Below are 25,838 nucleotides of genomic sequence, written 5' to 3' on the forward strand. Positions count from 1 at the left end.
GCGAAGTTGTCCCCGACCAGCGAGACCGCACAGGGCGGCCGCCGACTCGTCATCGTCGAGTCGCCTGCCAAGGCGAAGACGATCAAGGGCTACCTGGGCCCCGGCTACGTAGTCGAAGCGAGCGTCGGGCACATCCGCGACCTTCCCAACGGCGCCGCGGAGGTGCCGGACAAGTACACCGGCGAGGTGCGCCGCCTCGGCGTGGACGTCGAGCACGACTTCCAGCCCATCTATGTGATCAACGCCGACAAGAGGGCGCAGGTCAAGAAGCTCAAGGACCTGCTGAAGGACTCCGACGAACTCTTCCTCGCCACCGATGAGGACCGGGAGGGCGAGGCGATCGCCTGGCACCTCCAGGAGGTCCTCAAGCCGAAGATCCCGGTCAAGCGGATGGTCTTCCACGAGATCACCAAGGACGCGATCCGCGCCGCCGTCGCCAACCCGCGCCAGCTCAACCAGAAGCTCGTCGACGCCCAGGAGACCCGCCGCATCCTCGACCGCCTCTACGGCTACGAGGTCTCGCCGGTCCTGTGGAAGAAGGTCATGCCGCGCCTGTCGGCCGGCCGGGTCCAGTCCGTCGCCACCCGGCTCGTGGTCGAGCGGGAACGCGACCGCATCGCTTTTCGTTCTGCGGAGTACTGGGACCTGACGGGCACCTTCTCCCCCACGGTCGGCTTCGCTCCCGCGGGGGGACCCCCATCCGGCCGCGCGGGGGATCTGTCGGACCCGTCGTCGCTCGTCGCCCGCCTGCAGAGCGTCGACGGCAGGCGGGTCGCGCAGGGCCGCGACTTCGACTCCCTGGGACAACTCAAGAGCGCGAACACCCTCCACCTCGACGAGGCGAACGCCCGCGCCCTCGCCGCCGCACTGGAGAACACCCGCTTCGCGGTCCGGTCCGTCGAGTCCAAGCCGTACCGCCGCTCGCCGTACGCCCCGTTCCGCACGACGACGCTCCAGCAGGAGGCCAGCCGCAAGCTCGGCTTCGGCGCGAAGGCGACCATGCAGATCGCGCAGAAGTTGTACGAGAACGGCTACATCACCTACATGCGTACGGACTCCACGACGCTGAGCGACACCGCGATCAGCGCCGCCCGTGCCCAGGTCACCCAGCTGTACGGCGCGGACTACCTGCCGTCCCAGCCGCGTACGTACGCCGGGAAGGTCAAGAACGCGCAGGAGGCGCACGAGGCGATCCGGCCCTCGGGTGATCGTTTCCGCACGCCCGCGGAGACCGGTCTGACCGGTGACCAGTTCAAGCTCTACGAGCTGATCTGGAAGCGGACGGTCGCCTCCCAGATGAAGGACGCGACCGGCAACAGCGTCACCGTGAAGATCGGTGGCACGGCCGCCGACGGGCGGGACGTGGAGTTCAGCGCGTCCGGCAAGACGATCACCTTCCACGGCTTCCTCAAGGCGTACGTCGAGGGCGCCGACGACCCGAACGCCGAGCTGGACGACCGTGAGCGCCGACTGCCGCAGGTCGCCGAGGGCGACGCGCTGAGCGCCGAGGAGATCACGGTCGACGGGCACGCCACCAAGCCCCCGGCCCGCTACACCGAGGCCAGCCTGGTCAAGGAGCTGGAAGAGCGCGAGATCGGCCGCCCGTCGACATACGCGTCGATCATCGGCACGATCCTCGACCGCGGCTACGTCTTCAAGAAGGGCACGGCCCTGGTGCCGTCCTTCCTGTCCTTCGCCGTCGTCAACCTCCTGGAGAAGCACTTCGGGCGGCTCGTCGACTACGACTTCACCGCCAAGATGGAGGACGACCTCGACCGCATCGCGGCCGGCGAGGCCAAGGCCGTGCCGTGGCTGAAGCGCTTCTACTTCGGCGAGGGCACGGCCACGGGCGGCGCGGCCGACGCGGGCAACGGCGACGGGGACCACCTCGGCGGCCTCAAGGAGCTGGTGACCGACCTGGGGGCGATCGACGCGCGCGAGGTGTCGTCGTTCCCGGTGGGCAACGACATCGTGCTGCGGGTCGGCCGCTACGGCCCGTACATCGAGCGGGGCGAGAAGGACACCGAGCAGCACCAGCGCGCCGACATCCCGCAGGACCTGGCGCCCGACGAGCTGAGCATCGAACTGGCCGAGGAACTCCTCGCCAAGCCGAGCGGCGAGCGCTCCCTGGGCACCGACCCGGAGACCGGCCGCCCGATCGTCGCCAAGGACGGCCGCTACGGCCCGTACGTCACGGAGATCCTCCCCGAGGGAACCCCGAAGACGGGCAAGAACGCCGTCAAGCCACGCACCGCCTCGCTCTTCAAGTCGATGTCGCTGGACACGGTGACGCTGGAGGATGCGCTGCGCCTGATGTCGCTGCCGCGGGTCGTCGGCACGGACGCGGACGGCGTGGAGATCACCGCGCAGAACGGGCGCTACGGGCCGTACCTGAAGAAGGGCACGGACTCGCGCTCGCTGCAGTCGGAGGACCAGCTCTTCACGATCACGCTGGCGGATGCGGAGGCGATCTACGCCCAGCCCAAGCAGCGTGGCCGCGCCGCCGCCAAACCGCCGCTGAAGGAACTCGGCGCGGACCCGGTCAGCGGCAAACCGGTGGTCGTCAAGGACGGCCGCTTCGGACCGTACGTCACCGACGGGGAGACCAACGCGACCCTGCGCTCCGGCGACAGCGTCGAGACGATCACCCCGGAGCGCGGCTTCGAACTGCTCGCCGAGAAGCGGGCGAAGAGCCCCGCCAAGAAGACGACGAAGAAGACGGCCGCCAAGAAGGCCGCCCCGGCGAAGAAGACCGCGGCGAAGAAGACGGCGGCCAAGAAGGCGACCACCGCCGCGAAGAAGACCACGGCCAAGAAGACCACCGCGAAGAAGGCGACGGCTTCCAAGGCGTCCGTGGAGGACTGACGGCCCAGGACGGCGGGGCCGGCGTGGGTCGGCGTCGTCGGCCCTCACATCGCGTCCATCCGGTGCGTAAAGGGCACGCCCAGGCATCACTTTGGTGTCGGGGCGTGCGCACGTTCGGACGGCCGCCGCTGGCTGTCAGTGGCTGCCGATAGGCTGAACGCATGACGCGAGCCGAGCAGCCAACGGCCCACAGCACGACCCCCGACGACGCACTCGTGGCGGATTCCCGCGAGCGCGCCGTCCGTGCCCTGCTGCGCCAGCCGGAGCTGAAACGCCTGTGGAGCGCGCAGCTGGTCGGCGGCGTGGGGGACACCCTCGCGCTGCTGGTGCTGGTTGTGCTCGCCCTCCAGGCGGCCATCGCCGAGGGCTCCTTCGGCGACGGCTACCGCGGCGTGGCGTTCGCGGTGACGGCCGTGTTCGCGGCCCGCATCCTCGCGACGCTGCTCTTCGGAGCCGTCCTCCTCGGCCCGCTCGCCTCCCTCACCTCCCAGGAAGGCCCGCTCGACCGCCGCTGGACCATGGTCGGCGCCGACGGCCTGCGGGCCGCGCTGCTGATCGTCGCCCCGCTGTGGATCGACTGGACACCGGACAACGCGCTCGCCGTCATCCTGGTGACCGTCTTCGTCACCGGCGTCGCCGAGCGCTTCTGGGCCGTGTGCCGGGAGAGCGCGGCTCCCGCGCTGCTGCCCGCCCCGCCCCCGGAGGGCGCGACGGTGCGGCCGCTGCCGGACCACATGGACGCCCTGCGCCGGCTTGCGCTGCGTACGAGCTTCGCCGCGGTACCCCTGGCCGCCGCCGCCCTGGTCGTCGGGGCACTCCTGAACAACCTGCTCGGTACCGGTGTCGCCTGGTTCGACCAGCACCAGGTGGCGCTCGGCTCGTATGTGGCGGCCGGGCTGTTCGCCGCGTCCCTGTCGGTGGTGACCTTCCTGGAACTGCCCGGCACGCGTACGCCGCGCCCGCGGTCCCCGCTCGAAGGGCTGCGCCGCCCCAGGACCGGGACCGGCGTGGACAAGGGCCGCACGGGCGCGATCCCGCTGCTGGTGCCGGCCTGCGCCGCCGTCGCCGGGGCCGTCTCCGCCGCCGTCGCCGTCTCGGTGCTGCACGCCACGGAACTCGGTGGCGGCCCCGTGCTCTACGGCCTGCTGGTGCTCGGGCTGACCGGCGGAGTCGTCGTCGGTATCCGTACCGCCCCCGCCGTCCTGCCGTCGCTCTCGCGCCGCCGGCTGCTGTCGCTGGCCATCGCGTTCACCGGTGTGGCCCTGCTCGTCGCCGGGCTCGTCCCGGACGTCACCAGTGTGGTGCTGATCGTTGCGCTGGCCGGGGTCGGCGCGGGCGTGGCCGCCAACACCGGGCACGCGCTGCTGGACCAGGAGACCGAGGACTACCGCCGGCCGCGCATCACCGAGCACCTGCACGCCGTCGTCCGGGTCTTCGTGGCGATCGGCGCGCTGATCGCGCCCCTGGTGGCCGCTCTCATCGGGCCGCACCGCCTGGAGAACGGCAGGTTCGTGTTCGCGCACGGCGGCGCCGCCTTCACACTGATGCTGGTCGGCGCGCTGCTGCTGCCGGTGGCCGCGCTGGTGCTGGCCAAGGTCGACGACCGGGCCGGCGTCCCGCTGCGGCAGGACCTGCGCGATGCGCTGCTCGGCGGCGACGACCCGGCGCAGGCGACCGCCGCGAACGGCTTCTTCATCGCCCTGGAGGGCGGCGACGGCTCCGGGAAGTCCACCCAGGCCGAAGCCCTCGCGGAGTGGATCCGGGCCAAGGGGCACGAGGTCGTGCTCACCCGCGAGCCCGGAGCCACCCCCGTGGGCAAGCGGCTGCGGTCGATCCTGCTGGACGTGTCGTCGGCCGGACTGTCCCACCGCGCTGAGGCGCTGCTGTACGCCGCCGACCGCGCCGAGCACGTCGACACGGTCGTGCGGCCCGCGCTGGAGCGTGGGGCGGTCGTCATCTCCGACCGCTACATCGACTCGTCGGTCGCCTACCAGGGGGCGGGCCGTGACCTGTCCCCGACCGAGATCGCCAGGATCAACCGCTGGGCGACCAACGGGCTGGTCCCGCACCTGACCGTCCTGCTGGACGTGTCCCCGGAGACCGCCCGCGAGCGGTTCACGGAGGCCCCGGACCGGCTGGAGTCGGAGCCCGCCGAGTTCCACGCGCGTGTGCGAGCCGGTTTTCTGACGCTGGCCGCCTCCGACCCCGGCCGCTACCTGGTCGTGGATGCGGGCCAGGAACCGGAGGCCGTCACCACCGTCATCCGGCACCGGCTCGACATCGTGCTGCCGCTGTCCGAGGCCGAGATCAAGGCACAGGAGGAGGCCCGCAAGGCCGCCGAGGAGGAGGCCCGCCGCAAGGCCGAGGAAGAGGCCGCCCGCAAGGCCGAGGAGGAGCGCCTGGAGCGCGAGCGCCAGGAGCAGCTGGCCCGGCTGCGGGCCGAGGAGGAGGAGCGCAAGCAGCGCGAGCTGGAGGAGGCGCAGCGGCGCGAGGCCGAACGGCAGGCGGAAGAGGCCCGGCAGCGGGCCGAGGAGGCCAGGCGCCGGGCGGAGGAGGAGCGGCAGCGGCTCCTCGCCGAGGAGAAGGCCCGTGCCGAGGAGGAGGCCCGCCGCAAGGCCGAGGAAGAGCGTCGGCGCAAGCAGGCCGAGGAGGAGGCCAGGCTGCGCGCCGAAGAGGAGGCGCGGCGCCAGGAGAAGCAGCGCAAGGCCGAAGAGGCGCTGCTGCGGGCCGAGGAGGCCAGACGCCGGGCCGCCGAGGCTGCGGCCGCGGCCGATGCCGTGGCCCAGCAGCCCGTGGCACCTCGGCCGGCGGCTCCCGGAGTGACGCCGGAGGCCACGACCGTGGAGACGCCGGTGGTGAGGCCCGGGGCGGACGAGACGGCGGTGCTGCGGCCGGTGCGCGAGGAGCGGGACGGCGGGGCCCGACCCGGCCGGCAGGCGGAGTCCGAGTCCGAGGTGACGGCGAAGCTGCCGCAGCCGCCGGTCGCGCCGGGGGCCGCCGACGAGACGGCGGTGCTGCCGCCGGTCACCCCGGGCGCGGCGGACGAGACCGCCGTGCTGCCGCCCGTACCGGCCGACGATCCGGCGGACCGTGTCCCGCGGGACTTCTTCCGGGAGGAGCGGCCTTCGGCGGCGGGCGGTAACGCCGAGGACCGTACGCGCGAGATGCCGCAGGTCGACGCAGAGGCAGACGCCGAGTCCGGCGGCGCGGCCCGGCGCCGCCCGCGGCCCGACTGGGCCGAGGAGACACCGCTGGACCACCTGCCGTCCCTGGCGGACGAACTGCTCGGGTCCTACGAGGCCGATGAGTACGACGAGAACCGGGACCGGCGGGACCGGGGGCGGCGCGGCTGACCGCCCCGCGGCGCCGGCCGCGTGGGCGTGTACTGGGCGTGTACTTGGTACGCGTTCTGCCGCGACCGGCCAGCTGCAGGATGCCGGCCGCAGGATGCCGTCGCCGAATGCGGTTCACCGAATGCGGTTCACGAATGTGGTCACCGAATGTGGCTGGCGCATACGGCCCGCGCATACGGTCGGCGAAGGCGGTCGGCGACCCGTTGTCAGTGGGCACCCGCACAATGGATTCCGAATGCGGAACGTGAGGGAAGGGCGGAGTGACCCATGACCGTGTGGGACGACCTCGTCGGGCAGGAGAAGGTGAGCGAGCTGCTCGACGCGGCAGCCCGGGACGCCGACGCCCTCGTCACCGCCGCCGCCACGGACGCGCCGCCGCCGGAGGCGTCCAGGATGACGCACGCGTGGCTGTTCACCGGCCCGCCCGGCGCGGGCCGCAACCAGGCGGCGCGGGCCTTCGCCGCGGCCCTGCAGTGCGTGAGCCCCGACCGCGCGCTCGGCGGCGCCCCCGGCTGCGGGTTCTGCGACGGCTGTCACACAGCGCTGATCGGCACCCACGCGGACGTGTCCACGGTCGCCGCGGTCGGCAACGAGATCCTCGTCAAGGACATGCGGGACACCGTCCGCAAGTCCTTCACGGCACCGGCGAACGGCCGCTGGCAGGTGATCCTCGTCGAGGACGCCGAGCGGCTGAACGAGAAGTCGGCCAACGCCGTACTCAAAGCCGTGGAGGAGCCCGCGCCCCGCACGGTCTGGCTGCTGTGCGCGCCCTCCATCGAGGATGTGCTGCCCACCATCCGCTCCCGCTGCCGCCACCTCAACCTGCGCACACCGTCGGTGGACGCCGTCGCCGACATGCTCGTCCGCCGCGAGGGCATCGAGCCGGACGTGGCCGCCGCGGCGGCCCGCGCCACTCAGGGCCATGTCGACCGGGCCCGCCGGCTGGCCACCGATCCGGCCGCGCGGGAGCGCCGCGCCTCCGTGCTGAAGCTGCCGCTCCGCCTCGACGAGGTCGGCAACTGCCTCAAGGCGGCCCAGCAACTGGTCGACGCGGCGGCCGAGGACGCCAAGCAACTCGCCGAGGAGACGGACGGCAAGGAGACGGAGGAGCTGAAGGCGGCGCTGGGCGCGGCCCAGGGCGGACGGCTGCCGCGCGGCACGGCGGGCGTGATCAAGGACCTGGAGGACATGCAGAAGCGGCGCAGAACCCGGACGCAGCGTGACAGCCTCGATGTCGCCCTCGGCGACCTCACCGGTTTCTACCGCGATGTGCTCGCCCTCCAGTTCGGCTCCCGCGTGGCGATGGCCAGCACGGACGCCGAGGAGGCGGTGGAGCGGGTGGCGCACGCCAGTTCACCGGAGGCGACACTGCGCCGCATCGAGGCGATCTCCGCGTGCCGGGAGGCTCTGGACCGCAATGTGGCGCCGCTGCTCGCGGTGGAGGCGATGACGATGGCACTGAGAGCGGGCTGACCCCGGCCGCCGGTCGCGGACTCGCCGCTCACTCGTCCAGGGGTCAGGCCATCGCATCGTTGACGTCATCACCCGTAAGAGCCATGAAGAGCACGCATCGCGTCCGGTACGTCGCTCAGCGTTACGCTCAGTTGATGCACACCAGGCGAACCCCCCGCCCGACCAAGGTCACGGCCCGCGCCCTGGCCACCGCCCTCACGGCGGCCGCGCTGCTCCTCACCGCGTGCTCCGCCGGCGGCTCGATGACGGCGACCAGTGAAGCGGCACAGCCCGCGCTGGCCCCGCTGCCGAGTTCGACACCGCCCGCGCTCGCGCCGTACTACGGGCAGAAGCTCGCCTGGCGCGACTGCGGCGTCGAGGGCTTCCAGTGCGCGACGCTGAAGGCGCCGCTCGACTACGCCAAGCCCGACGCGGGCGACGTACGGCTCGCCGTCGCCCGCAAGAAGGCCACCGGCAAGGGCAGGCCGCTCGGCTCGCTCCTCGTCAACCCGGGCGGCCCGGGCGGCTCCGCGGTCGGCTACCTCCAGCAGTTCGCCGGCATCGGCTACCCGGCCGAGGTCCGTGCCCGCTACGACATGGTGTCGATGGACCCGCGCGGCGTCGCCCGCAGCGAGCCCGTCGAGTGCCTGGACGGGCGGCAGATGGACGCGTACACGCAGACGGACACCACGCCCGACGACCGCAAGGAGACAGACGCGCTGGTCGAGCGGTACAAGAAGTTCGCGGAGCGCTGCGGGGCCCGCTCGTCGCGGCTGCTGCGCCATGTGTCCACGGTGGAAGCCGCCCGGGACATGGACATCCTGCGGGCGGTGCTCGGAGACCGGAAGCTGAACTACGTGGGCGCGTCCTACGGAACCCTCCTCGGCGCGACGTACGCCGGGCTGTTCCCGGGACGGGCGGGCCGGCTCGTCCTGGACGGCGCGATGGACCCGTCGCTGTCCGCGCGGCAGCTGAACCTGGAGCAGACGAGGGGCTTCGAGACCGCGTTCCAGGCGTTCGCGAAGGACTGCGTCCGGCATGCCGACTGCCCGCTCGGCGGCAAGGGCACGCCCCCGGCCCAGGTCGGTGACCACCTCGCCGCCTTCTTCCGCAAGCTGGACGCGCACCCGGTCCCGGCCGGCGACACGGACGGCCGCAGGCTCGGCGAGGCCCTCGCCACCACCGGGGTGATCGCCGCCATGTACGACGAGGCGGCCTGGACGCGGCTGCGCGAAGCGCTCACCTCGGCGATGAAGAACAATGACGGAGCCGGCCTGCTGGCGCTCTCGGACAGCTACTACGAGCGTGACGGCGACGGCCAGTACACAAACCTGATGTTCGCCAACGCCGCCGTGAACTGCCTCGACCTCCCGCCCGCCTTCGACAACCCCGAGCAGGTCGAGAAGGAGCTCCCGGCCTTTGAGAAGGCATCCCCCGTCTTCGGCAAGGGCCTCGCCTGGACGTCCCTGAACTGCGCGTACTGGCCGGTGCGGGCCACGGGCGAGCCGCACCGCATCGAGGCCGAGGGCGCGGACCCGATCGTGGTGGTGGGCACCACCCGCGACCCGGCGACGCCGTACCCCTGGGCCAAGTCACTCGCCCACCAGCTCTCCTCCGCCCGCCTGCTCACCTACGCCGGCGACGGCCACACCGCCTACGGCCGCGGCAGCGCCTGCATCGACTCCGCGATCAACGCCTACCTGCTGGAGGGAACCCCTCCGGCCAACGGAAAACGCTGCTCATAGCCCGCCGCACGCCCCGGAGGCCGCCTCTCCGGGGCGTGTACGAAGCACCCTCGGAAACTGTGTAGACTTACCGACGTTGCCGATCGCACCCTAGTTGCGGGCAGCATGCCGCTTTAGCTCAGATGGCCAGAGCAACGCACTCGTAATGCGTAGGTCTCGGGTTCGAATCCCGAAAGCGGCTCCACCGAAGCCTAGCTCAGACAGCCTCCGAGCTGGGCTTTTTCGTTCAGCGGACGCGACGACGACGCTTGGCGCGGGCCGCGCGACTATCGGCGGTCTCAGTTCTGGTCTCAGATGGAGGTTCCGGCACGGGGTCCGCACTGGTCGGGCGGGGCATGAAGTGGTCCCCCATGCGGCGCATCGCGTCCTTCGAGAGATGCGACCGACCCTGGACATACCGCCGGGTCTGACTGATCTGGGTATGCCGCAGGATCTCCATGATCGTGGGCATGTCGACCCCGAGTTCGTTCAGGATCGTGCCGGCGGTGTGGCGACTGCCGTCGTACAGACGGCGGTCATCGATCCCGGCTTCCGCCAGGAGTTCTTTGAATTCCTCCCAGTCCTGACGAGGATCGAGGGGCCGCCCGTCCGAACGGCAGAAGACCAGCTTGTGATCCTCCCACCCGTCCCCCGCTTCGGCGCGGACCTCTTCCTGCTGCGCCTTGTGCTCGCGCAGGTAGGGGATGAACGGCGGCGGGATCGGCACGGCATTCCGGCTCTTCTTGGTCTTGGGGCGGGTGAAGACCAATCCACCGTCTTTCCGGTCGGGGCAGGCACGGGCATGCCCCGTGCAGCCCTCCGGGCACGGCTTCGGACAGCCGCGCTTGTAGCCCTTGTGGGTGGTGCAGCCGTCTGGGCACGGCTCGAACCGGTGGAACCTCGCACCGCATGCCTGAGGGTTCTTGCACCCATGCCGCCACGTGAGCCGTTGAAGCTGCCACTGAGGGCGGAACAGCTCGTTCTCGAAATCGACGTACGGCCACCTGAGGCCAAGGGTCTCGCCCTGCCGGAAGCCCATGCCGACGCCGACGCACCAGCGCATGAAGGTGGGGCGCTTGGCCGCAGCCTCCAGGAACGCTTTGGCTTCTTCGCTTGTGAACGGGTTCGCCTCGGTCTCGTCAACGGTCGGAGGGTCTACGAGTGTCGCCACGTTCTCAACTACCAGGCGGCGACGGTGGGCGATCTTCAGAGCACGCGACAGGATGCGGTGCACCTTGAGGACATGGGACGGCGCGTGTCCCTCGTCGAGCATGGCGCGGTACATCCGCTCCAAGTGCTCCGGCTGGAGCTTGTCGAGTCGGTGTTTGCCGATACCCGGGATGATGTCGTTCCTGGTCTTGGACCAGTAGTCGTCCAGGGAGCGAGGCTTGAGCTTCAGGGACGCAATGTCGGTGAGATAGGTGTTCATCCACTTCTCTACGGTCGGCTTGCGACCGGCCTTGGGCGCGCGTCCCTTGTCGCGTAGATCCTCCAACTCGCGGACCTTGCGCTTCACTTCGGCTTCCGTCCGAGCACGACGATGGCGCCGGTCGGGACTGCCGTCGTCCTTGACGCCCATGGTCACGCGGCCGTGCCACCAGCCGTCATTGCCCAGATAGATGGACGACTCCATGTTGGGGTTGCGGGTGCTCAATGCACTCCTCCATGCAGGAAGCCGCCCCGGAGCAGGGGTCCGGGGCGGCCTAGGGGTGGACTTGTTCAGTTGGGCAGCAGTTCGAGGCTGTTCGCGTATGCCTCAAGTACGTCCCAGCGGATGCGGCGGGATCGGCCGCGTTTGACGTACTTGAGGTCGCCGGTGGCCATCAGCTCGTACACGGTGGAACGGCCGAGGCGGAGAACCTTGGCGGCTTCCTCCGGGGTGTAGAGCAACTGGGTGTGGGCCAGTACGGGGGTACTCATCGGGGCGTACTCCTCAGGCGCTCTTGGGGGCTTCTCAGGAGGCTGCGTGTGTCCGAGGTGGGGATTTCTGCGTCATCGCGTCACGCACGTCATTTGCGGGTCTGACCTGTGTTTATGTGGTGACGCGGGCGGCTTGGGGCGTGTCACAGGTGGGGGCGGGGCTCTGTCACGTGTGACACGGGTGACGCGGGATGACGCAGGTTTGGCCGTCGTGCGTCATCGTTGTAGCCGCTGGTCAGGGATCGGTTTCGTGTGGCTGGTGACGTGGGTGACGTAGTGTCTCTTCTCTTAGGAAAGAGAAGGGGTGGTGTCTGTGGTGGTGCGCGGCTCAGGACGTGAAGAAGGAGCCGCTGCGCGGCGCGTCTTGTGCAACGGCGGCCGCCGCCGGAACAGCAAGAGGAGCACGCTGGGCCGGGGGTGCTCCTCTTGCTTGTTCGGTGCAGCGCCGTGGTGGCGCAGGTCAGAACGCCGCTTCCTGCTCGTGCGGGGGCGGACCGGCGGGGCGGGTCATCTCGATGTAGCGGGCGGAGCGGGTGCGGCCCCAGTCGATGAGGACACCGCGTGCGGCGAGGGTCGGCTGTAGCCGCTTGAGCCGGTCGGAGAGAACCTTGCCGGTGGTGGGCCAGCCCTTGGGCAGGGGACGGCACTCCTCGCCGCTGTAGAGGCTGGTGAGGCAGTGCAGCCACTCCGATGACGTCATACGGACTTCCGCGCCCGCGTCGAGCCCGGCGGCGTACTGCAGAACCGTCTGAGCCAGCAGATCTCCTTCAATGACGTCGTCGTTGAGGTCATCGAGGCTGGCCCGGTACGCGGCCAGCGAGCCGAAGCCGGTAGCCGCATCGAGCTGCGCGCACAGGTGGGCGAAGTCCGCCATCCGCAGATCGGTGGGGGTCTCCGCCTCGACCGCACGGACCTTGACCGTCAGGTCCAGGAGCGAGCCGAGAACGACGGGCAGCACCTCCGCGTACTCGGCCCACAGCTCCGCCTCGGTGCGCCGCACCCGGGGCCGCACGAGACGGAGCGGGAGGAGGCGTTCGGCGAGGTCGGGGCGGATGACGCCGACGTCGATTCCGGTCAGGAGCATGGGGCGCCGGTATCGGGAGCGAACGACGTCGCCGTCGGTGAAGAGTGCACGCTTGATGCTCTCGGCGCCGGTGACGATGCAGCACATGAGGTCGGACAGGTCCGGGGGCAGGTGGGAGAGGTTGTCCAGGGCGGTGACCCATCCGGCGGCGACGGCCGTGATCATGTTCTCTTCGTCCTTCGGCGCGCGGCGCAGGTCGCCGCTCATCCCTTCGATGATCCGCACGAGCATTCGGCCGCCGGTGGACTTGCCCGCCCCCTGCGGGCCGGTGAGGAACGGTGCGGGGACGGGCACGGACGGCTCCAGGCAGCCGATGAGCCAGGCGATGGCCAGGCACTCAGTCTCGGCGCTCGCGAAGTTGCACAGGCGGAGCAGGAGGTCGATGCCCTTGCCGTTGGTGTCCTTGGCGGGCAGGGGGAGTTCGCCGGTGAGCTGGGTGCGCCGCCAGCAGACTTCCTGCGGGTCGGGGGTGAGGATGTCCCATCCGGTGGGGTGGATACGGACGGACTGCCCGTCGGTGCGGCCCAAGTCGAGCCATGTCGCGCCGTTGAACCCGGGCGCCACGCGGATGTGGGTGGGCTGTACGTCCTCGGTCAGGGCGAGTGCTTCGATCAAGTCGAGTGCCTCCTTGAGTGCCGTGCCGTTGAACACGCCGATGCCGTCCTTGAAGAGGCCGACCATGAGTTCCTGCCGGTGGCTGCCGGTCGTGCCCTGGGAGCGGATGGGCCGGGCGACGGGGTGGCCGTTCTTCTGCGCGTACACGGTGCCGTCGATGGTGCGGAAGTACCGGAAGTGCGCTTGTGCGTAGTCGGTGATGATCTGACGGGCCGGAGTCTTCTCGTCCTCGGACATGGCTACATCCCCAGTGCGGTGCGGGCGTTGGTCCACGCGTCGGTGCAGTGCCTGGCGGTTTCGCCCTTGGCCTGCGCGGCGGTGAACAGCCGGTTCACGTGGGCGTCGGTGAGGCACCCGCACCGGCCGTGCCGGGACAGCACCGCGAGGAACGTCCGGTACACGGTCGCGTGCACCGCGCTGGAAGCCTCACTGATGCGCTGCACGGCCATGGCAACCCCCCGTTCCAGGAACGCGGGTGTGCGGTGCGGGCACTCGCCCTGACCGCCCCTCAGAGGCACTGTGAGCGTCTGTGGCGCCCTGCGGGCGGGGGACGGCTCCTTTACTGCCAGGGCGCGGACAGTGTCCGGGAGAGCGACGGTGGCGCCGTTGCCGGGGCCGAGCCAACGGGCGTACTGCATAAGGGACTTGATGTCGACGCCGGGGCGGACGGCGTTCGATGACGGCATGGTGCCCTGGTAGATCCAGTGCTCGCCCCGGGTGGTGGTCACGGTCCGGGTGGCGGGCAGGATCTCGCGGGCCCATGCGATGGCGGCGGGGTCGTCCAGGTCGACCACGGTCACGCCGGCGCCGCCAGGGTGGTAGGCGACCGTCGCCGCGTGCCGCCACGCCGGCGCCCACCCGGGGGAGGTGAGGACATGGGGGTCGGTGGTGGCGGCGGCCCAGCCGTGGCACGGCTGCGGGCAGGCGCAGGGTCCGGGGGTCTTCATGTTCGGCCGGCCCCCGCACGCGTTGTGCGCGCAGGCCGGGCAGTTCCCGAACGGCAGCTTCCCCTGCCGCAGGGGCAGCACGGGCAGGCCATCGGCCGCCAGACGCAGAGCCGTGCGCAGATGCTCGCTCATGCCGCCACCTCCAGAGCCGGTGTGGCCAGGGAGGCGCCCAGTAAGAGGCCGTAGGCGTGGTGTGCCTGGCGGGGCACGACGCCGTTTCCGATGATCATGAGTTGGTTCTTGCGGGGGATGCCGGGTACGGCGGTGACCCAGCCGGCGGGCAGGCCCATCATCCATTCGGCGAATGCCGGTGACAGGCGCCGGTTTCCGCGGGTGCCGGGTTCGGTCGGGCAGGGTGCCGGCCGGCCGGTGACGTGCTCCCACCGGCGGATGGCCGGGCCGTAGTCGGTGCCGTCACTGGCCACCCACCGGTCATCGAGCCGCACGGCCTGGCCGGGCAGGTAGTAGCGGCCGGACGTGTCGCGCTGGTTGGGACCGCCGTGCGGACCGTCCGATGCCTTGGGCGTGGGCAGCAGGTTCACGACGAACTCGTTGAGCGGGCGGGCGTTTTTGCCGAGCAGGTTCGACGCCCCCGACTTCCAGTCCCGCGCTGCCGGCGTCGGCAGCAGCTTCACTCCTTCGCCGGTGGTGCGGGCAGCTTCGTGACCGCAGTGCGCAGGTTCATCCCGCCCTTGCGGTTCGGCGAGGTGCCGGGGCCGCCAGTGCCGTCCGAGGTGGTGGGGGTCGGCATCAGCGGGATGGGCAACTGCGAACCACCGGTCCCGCGGGTGCGGGGCGCCGATTTCGGGGTCACCAGCTCGTAGGCATGTCCACCGGACGTCATACCCGATCGCGGCCAGGTCCGCGGCGACGACATCCAGCCCCCGCGAGCGGAGCGCCGCCACGTTTTCCAGGAAGACGAGGCGCGGTCGAATGTGGCCCACAGCCTCAGCGACATTCTTCCAGACCCGCGACCACTGGCCATTGATCCCGTCCCTTTGTCCGGCGTTGGAGGTGTTGCGGCAGGGGAAGCCGGCGCCGATGACGTCCGGCGCGTAGAGGTCGCGGACCTGGTCCCAGTCGACGTTGCGGATGTCCCCGAGGTTGGGCACGCCGGGGTGGCGTGCGGCGAACACGGTCGCGGCGTGCGGGTCGTTCTCGGCGTAGGCGGCGACCTGGCCGCCGATGCGGGCCCGGATGGCGGCTTCCAGTCCGCCGTAGCCGGCGCACAGGGCGAGGATCGTCGGTGGCGAGCCGGGCACTCGCCGGATGTCGGTGGGTTGCGTCATGCTGGGAGATCTCCAGTTCCTTCGATGGATGCTGGCTGGCAAGGGCGGCCCCGGATCTTTGGCGAGATGGTGGGGGCCGCCCTTGGCGTAGCTAGAAGGGCGGTTCGTTGCTGTAGCCGCCGGGCCCCCACGGGTCACGGCCGGTGTTGCGGCGGCGCAGCCATCCGGGGCGGCGCGGGAGGGGGAGTAGGGTCCAGCGGCGGTTTTCGTTCCAGCAGCCGCAGGGCTCCCATTCGGTGCCGGCGTATTCGCCGTTGTGGTCGCCGTAGTCGTACGCGTGGCCGCCCTCGCCCTGACAGGTGGGGCAGTCGGGGTCGGGGGTGTCGGTGAGGACCAGTGCGCGGTGTGTCCAGCCGTCGACGTGGATGCGGAGTCGGGGCATAGGGGTTGGTCTCCTGTCAGCCGTGGAAGTGGTTGCGCTTAAAGATCGCTTTGCGGATGGTGACCGTGGTACCGGCGTCACGGTGGCCGCGTGCGGTGAAGACCTGGATGGCGATCCAGCCGCCGAAGATGACGGCGGCGAGGATGATGAGCTGGCTGATCAGCGCGGTGAGGGCGGCGATGAACGAGGTGAGCAGGAGCAGGCCGCCGCACACGGCGAGGAACCCCACGCCCCCGAGAGCGACGTTCACCGCGGCGCGGGAGACGGCCGGCTTGGTGACGACCGGTTCGGGCTGTGCTGCCGGGATGGCGTAGCCGGTGACGACCCGTCCGTCCGGCAGGACCACACTGGCGACCGCCGGGACCGTGTGCGGCTGGACAGGGACGACCGGCGCCGGGACGGCGGCGGGGGTGATAGGGGTGGGCTGGTGGACTTCCACGGCCCCGGCGGCGGGGGCGTGGCGGGTGTGGTCGGGGAACATGCGGAATCCCTTCCGAACAGGGTTCAGGGAGGCTGAGGCACCCCCCTACGGGGGCGCTGAGAGGGGGGTTTCAGGGCTCTGGCCTGGGGTGCCTCCCTGACTCCCTGAACGATCAAATTTGCAGGTCAAGGCCAGGGAGGCGGGTCAGGGAGCCGGTCAGGGAGTTCTCCCTGCCTCCCTGACCCGCCGGGGGTCGCCTCCCTGTCACTCGGAAGCGGAAGCGGAATCCTGGTTGTCGCGGTTGGCGAGGGCGCGGGCAACCCGGTCGCGGGCGACGACCATGACGCCGTCGGACTTGTACGGCTCCGCGCCGGCGTCGTCCAGGACGCGCTTGAGATCGATGAACGACCAGTCGCCGTAGGCGTCGCCGTTGCGCGTGGCGAGCCATGCCAGGACGTCCTTGGTCCGCACGCGGGGCGCGTCGCCGACGACTGCGGCGATGTCGGCGAGCGGGTCGTGTTCCTCGCCCCGCTCGATGACGTGCAGAGTGGTCACCCCGTCCCGCATGGCCTTGGCGCGGGCGGCGATCTCCTTCGCGTCGTCGGTGCTGATGTAGTGCGTGCGCACCGTGATGGACGACTGCCCCTTGGGGATCTCGATCCCGTCGGAGGCAACGACCAGGGTCCCCTGGTCCAGCCCCGGGCGCAGCAGGTTCGGGGCCGCGCCACCGTCCACGGCCTTGTCCCCCAGCGCCATCCGGGCCTGCGACTCCGTACCCAGAGCGAGCGACGCACGCGTATGCGCGCCCTCGCGGACCAGCTTGGGAAGGTTCTGGTCGGTGGGGTCCTGGGTGCCCTGCCACAGCAGCACGTTCACAGCACGGCCCTGGTTGTGGATCTTCCGGGCGGCCATGAAGTACCGGGACGTGGACGACGACCCGCCGTACGGGCGCTTGTCCTCGTCCTTGACCGGGCACATGAACGCGACCTGCGCCTCATCCACGATCACGATCAGCGGCGGGAACACCGTGCCGGGCGGCGCCTGGATACGGCGGTTCATCTCCTCCACCGCGTCCTCGACCATCTCGGTGACCTGGATGACGTGGTCGTCGGTCGGACCCTGGATGAGCTTGGTGGCGAGCCCGTCAAACATGGCCCAGTCGCCCACGCCCTTCAGGTCGCCCATCCAGAACTCGACCGACCGGTCCAGCGCCAGCCACAACGCCAGCGCCCGCAGCGCGGCGGTCTTGCCCTGGTTCGACAACCCGGTGATGAGCAGGTGACGCTGATACACGCTCAGCGCTGCGGCGTCCCCGCGCAGGTCCTGCCCCCACGGCGCCTTGCCCTTGGTGTAGTCGGCGGTCATCGTGTCGTCGGTGACCAGCGGAGACGGGCCGATCGGCTCATCCAGCGCCCCCGAATCCGCGATCCACAACCGGACCGTGCGGGCCGCCTCGGGGATCGTGATGAACACCTCGTGCTCGTGCCGGGTCAGGTTCTCAGCGAGCTTGCGCCGCTTGTTCTGCACCTCGTTCGTGGAGACCCCGGACGGCAGGGTGACGTCGACTTCCACACCGCATCCGGCGATCCGGATCGGCCCGAGCATGCTCGCGCCGGCGTCGCCCATCTCCTTGATGGCGTTGCGCAGCGCGGGAACCCCCAGGTCACGCAGGGCCTTGACCACGATCGACGGAGTGATGGGCTCACCCTCGCCCGACCGGGCGTTCGCGGGCAGCGCCCAGTTCGGGGCGGCTTGCTGCTTGCTGCCGACCGACCAGAGGGCGAGCAGGGCGAGGAACGGGCCGATCGTCAGGGCCGGTCCCCACACCACTTGGGCAATCGTGATCATCAGGTTGATGAACTTGATGACCGCCATCAGGGGGGTGACGACTTCGGTGGCGTCCTTGGTGGCTGTCGCCATGGCGATACCGAGCAGGACCAGCCCGCCGATACCCATACCGGCGCTGATAGCCGCGCCCTTGGCGGCATCGAGCGGGGAGTGCAGCAGCTCCATGCGGCGGCGGTGGCGTGCCTCGCGGTAACGCTGCCCGCGTTCCTCCCACTCCGCAGCGGCCTCGTGGTTCCCGGCGGCTTCCGCGGTCCGCAGCATGCGTTCGTAGCGGGCGGCGGTCCGTCCGTCCCACGTGCGCTTGGCGACGATCCGGGCCCCGCCGGCCACGTAGAGGGTGTGCCGGGCGACCACGCGGGCACCGGTCCGGGTCGCCTCATGGGTGACCGCGGTCTTGATGGCGCGTCCGGAGCGCACCCACAGCGGTGCGACCGGTGCCGGCGGCGGGTCGGGGACGACGGTGAGCACGGTCGGCGCATCCGCGCCGGCCGGGGGGTCGGTGTTCTTGTGCAGGTGAACGACAGTGCCGCTCATAGCGGGAAGACTCCTGACTGCCCCGACGGGGCGGGAAGTTGAGAAGGGGAAGAAACCCCGCCCGGTGGCGGTGCGGGCGGGGTCCGTGGCGGTCAGTGGTTGCGCAGGGCGCGCATCTCGGCGTGGCTGAGCTGGGACGGGTCGGTACGCGGGCCGTCGATCCAGCAGAACGGGCGGATGGTGTCCGCGGCCTTGAACACGCGGATGGCGGCGCCGGCCGCAGCGCCGGGCAGGGGGTAGACGCGGCCCCGGTGGAGGGATGCGAGCAGGCGGGCGGCGTGGTGCTCGCACCCGTCGGCGCCGGCGTTGTGGGCGTCCAGCACGGTCACGACGACCGGGCCGTCACAGGGAGTCGGGTCGTCCGGGTGGGCGGCGGGGCAACGAGCGTCCATGCTCACCACCACCCGGAGGACTTCTTGGTGGCCTTGGCCTTGGCGTTCTCGGTCACGATCCGGGCCCGCTCGCTCTGCAACGCGGTGATCTCGGCAGTCAGCCGGGTCTGGGCAGCACTCCATGCCGCATCGATCCGCTGTTCCGCACTGCCGGTGCTGCGGCCCTTGACGATCCGGTACGAACCGCCCGCCAACGCGGCGAGGACGGCACGGCGCTCGCGACCGTTCAGGGGCCACAGCTCCCGGTTGTGGACCGCTTCCAGCTTGCGCGTGGTCTCCCGGATCGCCTTGTCCAGGCGACGCGTGTCGGGCTTGCCCATGGTCAGGTGCTCCTTACGGATTCGGGGGCTGGTCGGGGAAGGCGCACAGCACGCACATGCCGAGGGAGCGGGGCATGCAGTAGCTGTAGGTGATGCGGCACTTCGGGCAGGTGCGGCGGGCGAGCATCGCCAGGGCGAGCGCGCCCCACTTCCGCGACGTCATCGGCCGGACCGGCAGCGCCCGGTCGACCCGGTACAGGTAGCTGACCCGCGGCGTACCGGTACGGCGGTTGATCCGCATGACCTGCGCCGCTATCGGCTGACCTCCCGGACGCAGCCCCTTGGCCCGTAACTGCCGACGGGTCGCCAGCCCGTCCGGCGCCAGGCGCCACGGGTAGGTGGGGACGCCGTAGCGGGCGCCGGCCGGGTCGAAGCACTTGCCCCATGCGGCGGACATCAGGCGGCCCGCTCAGCGAGCAGGGCGTCGCGCAGCAGGCGGGCGTTCGCCTGGGACACGTGGAGTTCCCGGCGCAGCCCTTCGGCCGTGATCCGGTTGTCCGGCCAGTCGGCCGTCGCCGTTTTCGCCTCGTTCAGCAGGTCTTCCGGGGTGCGCTTGGGTCGGGTCGGCCGGGCAGCCTCGGGGACCCGACCCGTTGCCCGGCGGGGTCGGGTCGACTCAGCGGCCACCGCCCGGCGCACAGCCGACCCGACCGGAGCAGGAACGGCCCGGACCGGCTTGGCCAGGGCGCTGGACTTGCCCAGGTCGACCGGCAGCGGGGCGGGCAGTACCAGCCGGACCGGCGCGGTGGGCGCCGATGCCGGTTCGGGCAGGTCAGCCGTAGACCGTTCCGCCCCGTTCCTGGTCATTTTCTTGCGTTTCCGGCCGGTTTCCGGGTCGGGGGTGAGGGCGGCTTCGAGGGTGGCGGCCGACTTCACCGCGCGGCGGTGGAGTTGGGGGGTCATGCCGGGGCAGTCGGCCCCCGTCTCGATCGCCCATGCCTGCGCCCATGCCTCCTCGGTCGGGAGGGTGCCGAAGGGGGCGGCGGACAGGAGTCGGTCGGCGGTACGGGCCACGGCCCGGTGGTGGCGGCGGCGCAGTCGGGTGTGCCGGCGCATCTTCCGCGCCTCGGGAGTGTCGTCCTCGGAGGCGGCGAGCGTGCACACCCACTGCCGGATCTCGAACAGCAGCGGTCCCAGCAGGGTGACCGCTGCCAGACCGATTCCGGCGGTCGACTGCTCGGCAGCACTCAGGCCGGGAAGGCTGGTGCCATAGCCGTAGTTGACGGACGCGGCGAATCCGGCCGCCGCCACGACGAACAGGCGCAGCAGCCACCGCACCCGCGCCGCCAGGTTCCGGGAGTCGGCGAACGCCACCCCCGCGGCCATCACCCACGCCGCGCCCTCCAGGGCGAGCGGCAGCGGCAGCAGCATCGGGGAGATGTCCACGAAGTGGAGCACCTGCGCCGGCAGCGACGCCAGACCCGAAGCGACCACCAGGGCCAGGGTCCCGGTCCGGTAGACGTTCTGCGGGGCCAGCGCCTGCCCGCGCCGTTGGGCACGGTCGGCCCGGCGGCGGTCCCTGTCGGCGGACCGCTGCTGCGCGAGCCGGTCGGCCCGCGCATCCTCAGCACGCTGCCGCTCCTGCCGACGCTGCTCAGCAGCCGCAGCGTCCAACCGGCGCTGCTCTGCCTGCGCCGCCCGGTCCGCCCGCGCTTCGGCGCGGTAGTCGAGCGTCGCGCTCATCCCGCACCCCCGTCCGCGTCGTAGTGGCGGTAGGTGGTCGGCGGCTTCTTCGCGAGCTGCTTACGCAGGTAATCGGTGTGCCAGCCCAGTCCCCAGTCGGCGGTCGGCGGCTCGCCCAACGCGCCGGTCAGGGCAACGACCGCATCCAGCACACGGTCTTCCAGCAGGAGCTGGAACGCTTCGAGGTCGCCGAAGGTGGCCGGTGCGGGAATGTTGATGGCCTCCAGGACGGCGGCCAGGAACTCGCGGGTGTCGTCGTTCACGCCGCACCGTCCGACGCGACGTTGCCGGCGGTGCGGTTGGCCAGCGTGCGCCGCTCGGCCAGCACCCGCGCCAGAGCACGGCGGATCCGACGGGTGTCCAGCTCGGTCGGGGTGCGGTCCATGGTGATGATCTGCGCGTCCAACAGGTCGACGCCGGCCAGGATGACCGGCATCTCCCGCTCGATCGCGTCCAGCTCGGCGTTCGTCGGCTCGATCCAGTCGGCGAACGCGGTAACAGCGTCCTGAACAGTGACGATGTGCTCCACGGGTCGTGGTTCCTCTCACGGTGGAACGGCCCGACAGCGGCTCCCGGGTGGCACCCCGGGAGCCGCGCGCCGTTGATGGTGGAAGCCGCATGCATGCGGTGCGGCGGGCCGTGCGATGACGGCCGGTGCCCCGGGCCCGGTTCGAGCGGGCGCCCTTCACGGCTGGATGCCGGGGCTGGCCGTTCAGGCTGTGGGCTGTGGTCAGTCCTTGGCCCGGTACTTCTCGATCTCCTGCTCGGTGCGCAGTTCGTCGAGGGCCCGGTCGATCCGCTCCTGCTGGATCCGGATGCCGTTGCTCTGGTCATAACCGGAGAGCCTCTGATCGCGCTCGTATGCCTTCTGCTCGTCGCGGGCGTTCGCGACCTCGGTCTCCAGGGCAGAGATCTTGGGGTTGCGGCTGAAGAAGCCCATTGCGATTTCCCTTCGGGTTGGCGGTGTGTGCGGTGCGTGCCCCGGGCCCGGTTCGAGCGGGCGCCCTCGCGGCTGGTTGCCGGGGCTGTAGGTGGTGGGTGTTACCGGGGCTGTTCGGTCAGGTGGGCAGCGTCCTCGTAGGCGGTGCGGATCTCCTGCTGCTGCCAGGCCAGCTCAGCCTCGGTCGGCGCAGGGTCCTGTCGGCCGAGGTCGGCGGCCGACGCGTCGGCGTGGGCTTGCAGGTGCCATGCCGCCGGATCGGTCCCCATCAGCGCACCCCCGCGGGAGCTCCCGCGGCCGGGCGACCGGCCGCGTGCGGGTGCGGGCGAGGGGGACGGACGGGAAGCGGCGGCTTGGTCTTCCCGTGCTCGGTGTCGGCCATCAACGACCACCCCGCGCACGGGCGTTGTCCTCGCTGCGCTTGTTCTGCTCAGCGTTCTTCCGCGACAACTCGTCGCGCTCCTGATCTGTCAGACTCAGCACTACAGATGCCTCCAGCACAGGTGTCTGTATGCGGTCCCCCGGGTTGCCCCCCCGAGGGACCGCTCTTGTGTGGAACCCTTCCGGCTCCCCTCAGCGCTGCTCGTACGAGACGAGCAGCGGAGGCAACCGGCCGCAGCTCAGAAGCGGCGGAAGTAGAGGTGCGCGGGCCTGAGCCGCGCCGGACACCTTTTGCGGGAGGTGACGACCCGTACTGCGCGATATGGATCTGTGCCTCAGTCCCGCTCTTCCGAGGAATCGCAATCTCGGTCTCTTCGCGCGGCGTGCGTGCCCTTGGGCAGATCCGTTCTTTTGAGTCGGCGCGTGTCCCTGACGGGAGATGACCGACTGGTCTCCGCTCACCTCGGCCGGCATGGTCACGGCCGTCACATCTGTGGCGGATCACGCTGTGGAGTTGTCGCTTGCGGCTGATGAAGCCCTTCTGGGCCTCTCAGTCGGTGCAGTACCTGTTTTACAGGTACTGCATGGGGGTGCGTCAAGTAGGGCCGCAGAACTTCTTGGTTTCACGCCGGAACTTCTTGGCGCACCATCAGAATCGCCGCAGGTCAGGGGAGTTGGTCACCCCATGCGTGGACACTTCGGGGAGTTCTGGCTACCGTCGAGAAGTCCCTAGACGTCCCACCGGGGGTGCAGATGCCCAACGAACGTTTGCGATCCGCCCTGTTAGCCCGGAACATGACGGTTCAGACACTGGCTGATGCGATCGAGGTCAACCCGAAGACGGTCGAACGCTGGATCACGCAGGGGAAAGTGCCCTACCGGCGCCACCAGTTCGCGACGGCCGCAGCGCTTAAGGTCGACGTCACGACGTTGTGGGAAGACGCTCGTACGGTCGACACGGCGACAGACCTGACAAAAGCCGAGATTGGCACGGTCTACCCGCACCGGCACACGGTGCCTTCCGGCCTCTGGCGCGAGCTGTACGGCAGGGCTCAGAAGTACCTTGATGTGCTGGTCTACTCCGGCCTCTTCCTGTCGGAAGACCCCCTGTTTCACGATCTTCTCAGAGCGAAGGTGGCAGCGGGCGTCCAGGTACGCATCCTGCTCGGAAACCCCGGCTGTGCGGCCGTCCGGCAGCGCGGCATAGACGAGGGGCATCAGATCATGGACGGCAAGATTCGCAACGCCCTGGTGCTCTACAGGCCGCTCATGAAGAGTCACCCGGACATCGGTTTCCGGTTGCACGACTCGACTCTGTACAACTCGATCTACCGATCTGATGACGAGATGCTGGTGAACCCGCACGTCTACGGCATCGGCGCCTACATGGCCCCCGTGTTCCATCTCCGTCGCCTGTCGGACAGCGGACTGTTCGAGACGTACGCGAATAGCATCGAACACACCTGGGAGAACGCACGCCAGGTCACAGCCGACGACATCGCGAGCATCACGGGAGCCTGATCATGGGACGTATCGACTACCTGCATGACCCCGAGGCCCCGCCGGCTAACTCGGTCGTGCCGTCCGTCGTGGCGTTCGTGCAGAACGATGTGGGCGAGGTGCTGATGATCCAGCGATCCGACAACGGACGTTGGGCACTTCCCGGTGGGGGGCACGACGTGGGGGAGTCCATCAGCGACACCGTGGTGCGCGAGGTCTGGGAAGAGACCGGCATCAAGGCTGAAGTTGTCGACATGTCCGGGATCTACACGGACCCCGGTCACGTGATGCAGTACGACGACGGTGAAGTCCGTCAGCAGTTCAGTATCTGCTTCCGCGCCCGCCCGGTCGGGGGTGAGGTGCGCACGAGCAACGAGACGACACAGGTCCGCTGGGTCGCCCCGGCGGACCTGTCCAAGCTCGACATCCACCCCACGATGCGGCTCCGGATCGAACACGCGATGGACCGGACGCGCCCGAGCCCCTACGTCGGCTGACGCTTGACGGCTGCCACCCGTTCGAGCACGCGCGATGTGCTCGCGAGGATTTCGGGTTCCGCGCGCCGGATGAACGTCCCGATCAGGCTGTCCGGCCCGTACCGTCCGGTGATCTCGTTCACTCGGTCGATGGAGTTCGTGGGCGTACCGTCCGGCGTGGTGTTCATGTCGCAGAAGCAGAGGGCGTCGTTGAGGTGCGCGGCCTCGCGGGGGAACTCGCCCTCCAACTCGTCGCGCAAGTTTCGCGCCTCTGCCTCCATCCATGCGCAGGAGTGGTGCGCGACCAGGTTCACGACCCGCTCATCAGCGTTGGCCACGTCCCGGAGGTAGCGTGCCCCGTCGAGCGGATGAAAGCCCGTCTTGGCGAGGTCAGGTGAGTACCCGATGTCGTGCAGTACGGCCGCCGCTTCCAACAGTTCGGCGTCCTCCCCGAGGATGGGCGCGATGACGCGCGCCCGTTCGGCAACGCCCTGACAGTGCCGCCACCGACGCGGTAGCGGCTTGGCGAGCAGCGACTCAGCGAGGGGATAGGCCCACTCCGTCAACTCCGACAAGCTACAAACGCTCCTCTCGAATCGGCACGGCACGGACGGTCCGCACCTTGCCTTGCCCCCCGCTCGCCAGCACGCCGGCGGCTTCCAACTTGTCGAGCGCCTTGGTCACCGTGGGGCGTGAGACCCCGAACCTCTCCGCCAAGGCGGAAGCACTGGGGAACGCTGCCCCTGCTTCGAGCCTGTCCTTCGTCACGATGTCCGCGATGCGCTCTTCCAGCGGTCGGCGGTCGGCTTGCTCGCTTGCCCGGACGACACGCCAACGTCCGCCCGGTACGGGCTCGGCAACGCCTTCCTTCTGAAGAACCTCGAACGCTCGGAGTACGACACCGCGCGAGACCCCGTGACGTTGCCTGAGGTCTGCGACCGTCGGCAGCTTCGTCATCTCCGGATCGCTCGCGACCAGGGCCTTTACCTCCGCCGCGATCTCCAGGAAAGTCCCCCGAGGGCTTGCCTGCTGCGCCACTCGTTTTCCCCTTCCGCTCACCCGGGTCAAGTTTTACGAGTCAAGAGTGGCACGTCCCCGCGTCAGCGTGGAGCGGCTGAGCGAGCCGCCCCACGAGGTCAGGGGCGGTCTCACTTGTGGTCTCGGTTGCTGCTCGTTCCGTCGCCGTCCGCCACTGTCCGCCGGGGTCAGACGCCCCCTTTGAACAGGCATGGAGCCTGTTTCGCGGACGTCCACGGACGCTCCCGGACCAAGATCGGACAACTCGTAATGCGTAGGTCTCGGGTTCGAATCCCGAAAGCGGCTCTAAGGGAAACCCCAGGTCAGGCCTTTGACCTGGGGTTTTATCATTTCGGTGACCTTGGGATTCGGGTAAATCAGGCACCTGCGGTCTGTGCATCGTAATGCGTAGGTCGGAGGTGTGGTTTCCGTGACTGTATAGACGGTCCGAGTCTCTGAGCTGGGCTTCTGCTCACCTGGGAGAGTCGAGCCAGGCATAGGCAATGGGTTTCGGTGGACAACCGGTGGACAGGCGTGCGTGACACTCCATCAGGGGCCTATCGCTGCCCCTGGGCCGACGGGTGAAATGCGACCATCTTCGACCTCGATTCTTCCGCAGCCTGATCGTGTTGGGTGATCCGGTGGTTTGCCCTGGTTCGTCTCGCCGGTGCGGACGTGGGGCCGTCGCATGACGT

General features: G+C 70.1%; 24 protein-coding genes and 1 tRNA gene. 7 read left to right on the forward strand and 18 right to left on the reverse strand.

Annotated elements, in window-relative coordinates:
* Positions 1–6: 6 nt before the first annotated feature.
* From topA to ABT245_RS11065, 5 genes are all read left to right on the forward strand, one after another.
* Positions 7–2,865 (forward strand): type I DNA topoisomerase, encoded by a 2,859-nt coding sequence (gene topA, locus ABT245_RS11045; RefSeq protein WP_351731586.1) that lies wholly within the window; start codon positions 7–9, stop codon positions 2,863–2,865.
* Between the two features lie 161 nt (positions 2,866–3,026).
* Positions 3,027–6,218 (forward strand): dTMP kinase, encoded by a 3,192-nt coding sequence (tmk, locus tag ABT245_RS11050; RefSeq protein WP_351731588.1) that lies wholly within the window; start codon positions 3,027–3,029, stop codon positions 6,216–6,218.
* A gap of 267 nt (positions 6,219–6,485) precedes the next feature.
* Positions 6,486–7,691 (forward strand): DNA polymerase III subunit delta', encoded by a 1,206-nt coding sequence (locus ABT245_RS11055; protein WP_351731591.1) that lies wholly within the window; start codon positions 6,486–6,488, stop codon positions 7,689–7,691.
* Positions 7,692–7,825: 134 nt separating this feature from the next.
* Positions 7,826–9,415: an alpha/beta hydrolase gene (locus tag ABT245_RS11060; RefSeq protein WP_351731594.1), complete on the forward strand. Its 1,590-nt coding sequence runs from the start codon at positions 7,826–7,828 to the stop codon at positions 9,413–9,415.
* 107 nt (positions 9,416–9,522) lie between these two features.
* Positions 9,523–9,599, forward strand: a tRNA-Thr gene (locus ABT245_RS11065).
* A gap of 42 nt (positions 9,600–9,641) precedes the next feature.
* Here ABT245_RS11065 and ABT245_RS11070 read toward each other — a convergent pair.
* The 16 genes from ABT245_RS11070 to ABT245_RS11145 form a co-directional block, all read right to left on the reverse strand.
* Positions 9,642–11,048, reverse strand: coding sequence for a tyrosine-type recombinase/integrase (locus ABT245_RS11070; RefSeq protein ID WP_351731597.1), 1,407 nt, complete (start codon positions 11,046–11,048; stop codon positions 9,642–9,644).
* 65 nt (positions 11,049–11,113) lie between these two features.
* A complete protein-coding gene (locus ABT245_RS11075; protein WP_351731599.1) occupies positions 11,114–11,314 on the reverse strand; it encodes a helix-turn-helix domain-containing protein in 201 nt (66 codons plus the stop codon).
* Positions 11,315–11,774: 460 nt separating this feature from the next.
* Complete coding sequence (locus ABT245_RS11080) at positions 11,775–13,250, reverse strand: AICE element replication initiation protein (protein WP_351731602.1); 1,476 nt, start codon at positions 13,248–13,250, stop codon at positions 11,775–11,777.
* 2 nt (positions 13,251–13,252) lie between these two features.
* A complete protein-coding gene (locus tag ABT245_RS11085; RefSeq protein ID WP_351731604.1) occupies positions 13,253–14,092 on the reverse strand; it encodes a bifunctional DNA primase/polymerase in 840 nt (279 codons plus the stop codon).
* Positions 14,089–15,249: a DNA cytosine methyltransferase gene (locus ABT245_RS11090; protein ID WP_351731606.1), complete on the reverse strand. Its 1,161-nt coding sequence runs from the start codon at positions 15,247–15,249 to the stop codon at positions 14,089–14,091. The genes ABT245_RS11085 and ABT245_RS11090 overlap by 4 nt, the downstream gene beginning before the upstream one ends.
* A 91-nt stretch (positions 15,250–15,340) precedes the next feature.
* Positions 15,341–15,631 (reverse strand): hypothetical protein, encoded by a 291-nt coding sequence (locus ABT245_RS11095; protein ID WP_351731609.1) that lies wholly within the window; start codon positions 15,629–15,631, stop codon positions 15,341–15,343.
* 16 nt (positions 15,632–15,647) lie between these two features.
* Complete coding sequence (locus tag ABT245_RS11100; protein ID WP_351731612.1) at positions 15,648–16,112, reverse strand: hypothetical protein; 465 nt, start codon at positions 16,110–16,112, stop codon at positions 15,648–15,650.
* Between the two features lie 204 nt (positions 16,113–16,316).
* Positions 16,317–18,434, reverse strand: a complete 2,118-nt coding sequence (locus ABT245_RS11105) for an ATP-binding protein (protein ID WP_351731615.1) — start codon at positions 18,432–18,434, stop codon at positions 16,317–16,319.
* Positions 18,435–18,526: 92 nt separating this feature from the next.
* Positions 18,527–18,826 (reverse strand): hypothetical protein, encoded by a 300-nt coding sequence (locus ABT245_RS11110; protein WP_351731618.1) that lies wholly within the window; start codon positions 18,824–18,826, stop codon positions 18,527–18,529.
* A 2-nt stretch (positions 18,827–18,828) separates the two neighbouring features.
* On the reverse strand, positions 18,829–19,146 hold the full coding sequence (locus ABT245_RS11115; RefSeq protein ID WP_351731621.1) for a hypothetical protein: 318 nt from the start codon (positions 19,144–19,146) through the stop codon (positions 18,829–18,831).
* A gap of 13 nt (positions 19,147–19,159) precedes the next feature.
* On the reverse strand, positions 19,160–19,543 hold the full coding sequence (locus tag ABT245_RS11120; RefSeq protein ID WP_351731624.1) for an RRQRL motif-containing zinc-binding protein: 384 nt from the start codon (positions 19,541–19,543) through the stop codon (positions 19,160–19,162).
* Positions 19,543–20,829 (reverse strand): hypothetical protein, encoded by a 1,287-nt coding sequence (locus ABT245_RS11125; RefSeq protein ID WP_351731627.1) that lies wholly within the window; start codon positions 20,827–20,829, stop codon positions 19,543–19,545. Before ABT245_RS11125 ends, ABT245_RS11120 begins: the two co-directional genes overlap by 1 nt.
* Positions 20,826–21,092, reverse strand: a complete 267-nt coding sequence (locus tag ABT245_RS11130) for a hypothetical protein (RefSeq protein WP_351731630.1) — start codon at positions 21,090–21,092, stop codon at positions 20,826–20,828. Before ABT245_RS11130 ends, ABT245_RS11125 begins: the two co-directional genes overlap by 4 nt.
* A complete protein-coding gene (locus tag ABT245_RS11135) occupies positions 21,089–21,358 on the reverse strand; it encodes a DUF6284 family protein (RefSeq protein WP_351731633.1) in 270 nt (89 codons plus the stop codon). Before ABT245_RS11135 ends, ABT245_RS11130 begins: the two co-directional genes overlap by 4 nt.
* A 201-nt stretch (positions 21,359–21,559) precedes the next feature.
* The gene (locus tag ABT245_RS11140) at positions 21,560–21,769 is read right to left on the reverse strand and encodes a hypothetical protein (protein WP_351731636.1); all 210 of its coding nucleotides are present in this window, start codon (positions 21,767–21,769) and stop codon (positions 21,560–21,562) included.
* A 101-nt stretch (positions 21,770–21,870) separates the two neighbouring features.
* A complete protein-coding gene (locus tag ABT245_RS11145) occupies positions 21,871–22,038 on the reverse strand; it encodes a hypothetical protein (RefSeq protein ID WP_351731639.1) in 168 nt (55 codons plus the stop codon).
* Between the two features lie 865 nt (positions 22,039–22,903).
* Between ABT245_RS11145 and ABT245_RS11150 the strand changes: the two genes are divergently transcribed.
* Both ABT245_RS11150 and ABT245_RS11155 read left to right on the forward strand, forming a co-directional pair.
* A complete protein-coding gene (locus ABT245_RS11150) occupies positions 22,904–23,671 on the forward strand; it encodes an XRE family transcriptional regulator (protein WP_351731642.1) in 768 nt (255 codons plus the stop codon).
* A 2-nt stretch (positions 23,672–23,673) separates the two neighbouring features.
* Positions 23,674–24,147, forward strand: a complete 474-nt coding sequence (locus ABT245_RS11155; protein ID WP_351731644.1) for an NUDIX domain-containing protein — start codon at positions 23,674–23,676, stop codon at positions 24,145–24,147.
* Here ABT245_RS11155 and ABT245_RS11160 read toward each other — a convergent pair.
* Both ABT245_RS11160 and ABT245_RS11165 read right to left on the reverse strand, forming a co-directional pair.
* Positions 24,135–24,701 carry an HD domain-containing protein gene (locus ABT245_RS11160; RefSeq protein WP_351731647.1) on the reverse strand — a complete coding sequence of 189 codons (567 nt, stop codon included), beginning with the start codon at positions 24,699–24,701 and terminating at the stop codon, positions 24,135–24,137. The genes ABT245_RS11155 and ABT245_RS11160 overlap by 13 nt on opposite strands.
* Position 24,702: 1 nt before the next feature.
* A complete protein-coding gene (locus tag ABT245_RS11165) occupies positions 24,703–25,164 on the reverse strand; it encodes a GntR family transcriptional regulator (protein ID WP_351731649.1) in 462 nt (153 codons plus the stop codon).
* Between the last annotated feature and the right edge of the window lie 674 nt (positions 25,165–25,838).

This window comes from Streptomyces sp. NPDC001508 (assembly GCF_040298665.1).
GTDB lineage: Bacteria > Actinomycetota > Actinomycetes > Streptomycetales > Streptomycetaceae > Streptomyces.